Here is a 1,242-nt window from a genome sequence, read left to right on the forward strand (position 1 = left end):
ACACTGCGCCTATGCGGATGAGATCGCGGGCGAGTTTGATCTCATCGTCTCAAATCCGCCCTACATCGCAAACTCCTACGCATTGGACGCGCGCGTGCTGCAAGAGCCGAAACAGGCGCTGTTTGGCGGCGAGAGGGGGGACGAAATTTTAAAACGCATCGTGCTGATCGCCGCACGGCGCGCAAAATTTCTAGCCTGCGAGATGGGCTACGATCAAAAGCAGAGCTTGGCGGCGTTTTTGCGCGAGCAGGGCTTTAGCGCGGAATTTTACGAGGATTTGGCGCAGTTTGATCGCGGATTCGTCGCGCGAAATTTAAACAGATCGTAGGCGCGCCGTGCAAAGCTCGCAACTACGCAGACTGCTTTATTACAAAGCGTTCGGCTACCGCTACGTAGGCGCCGAAATTTTAAGCGGCGGCGAGCGATTTTTTAAGGCGCTGGACGCGCTAAAATCCGCTACCTCCGAGTGCAATCTCTGCGAGCTTGCTAAAACGCGCACGAGCTCTAGCGAGCAAAATTTTAAAAATTTCAAAACTATCAAAAATTTTAAAAATTCTAAAACTCCCGCGGACGTAAAACTTATGATCGTAGCTCTTGTGCCTAGCTCTAGCGATGGTTTTGGCGGCAGCTTGGAGGCCGAGATTGAAGCGGCGCTAGATCAAATTTGCGCGCCCGAGCAGATCTATTTTAGCTTTCTGATAAGGTGCACAGTGCCGCAAAATAGGCGCATAAACTCGGAAATAATTTTAAAATGCGCGCCCTATCTGACCGACGAGATCAAAATTTTAAAGCCCAAAGTCGTGCTTTGCCTGGGCGAGCTCTGCTGCAAAATCGTGCTGCGAAACGGCGATTTGGCGGGCATGGACGTGCTGCACGGCTCGGTCTTTAACGAGGGCGGCATCAGCTTCGTGCCGAGCTTCGATCCCGCATTCATCGCGCAAAATCCGAGCAAGGCGGAACTTTTCAAAGAGGATCTGCAAAAGATAAAAGAGCTGCTGTGAGGCGCATTTTGGCGCTTGTTCTGCATGCTATTTTGATTTTGTGTGCGGCTTTTTGCGTGGGCGCCTAGTTTGTGGATTGCGCCTACGCGGATGAGATCGCGGGCGAGTTTGATCGACTTAAATTTCACGGACTAGCGGGATTTTAGCGGAGTAAAACACAGACTCGATCTGCGCGGGTTTAAATTTAAGAGCGATAAAAATTTCATAAAGCGGCGGAGTAGGGTAAAATTTAACGCCATTG

General features: G+C 50.7%; 1 protein-coding gene and 1 pseudogene. Both read left to right on the plus strand.

What is annotated here, in order from left to right:
• A pseudogene (locus tag Q0277_RS00285) lies at window positions 1-328 on the plus strand (peptide chain release factor N(5)-glutamine methyltransferase); the annotation flags it as partial.
• Window positions 329-335: 7 nt separating this feature from the next.
• Window positions 336-1,001, plus strand: a complete 666-nt coding sequence (locus Q0277_RS00290) for a uracil-DNA glycosylase family protein (protein ID WP_297994320.1) — start codon at window positions 336-338, stop codon at window positions 999-1,001.
• Window positions 1,002-1,242: the final 241 nt, after the last annotated feature.

Source organism: uncultured Campylobacter sp., assembly GCF_938030815.1.
In the GTDB taxonomy this organism is placed as follows: domain Bacteria; phylum Campylobacterota; class Campylobacteria; order Campylobacterales; family Campylobacteraceae; genus Campylobacter_B.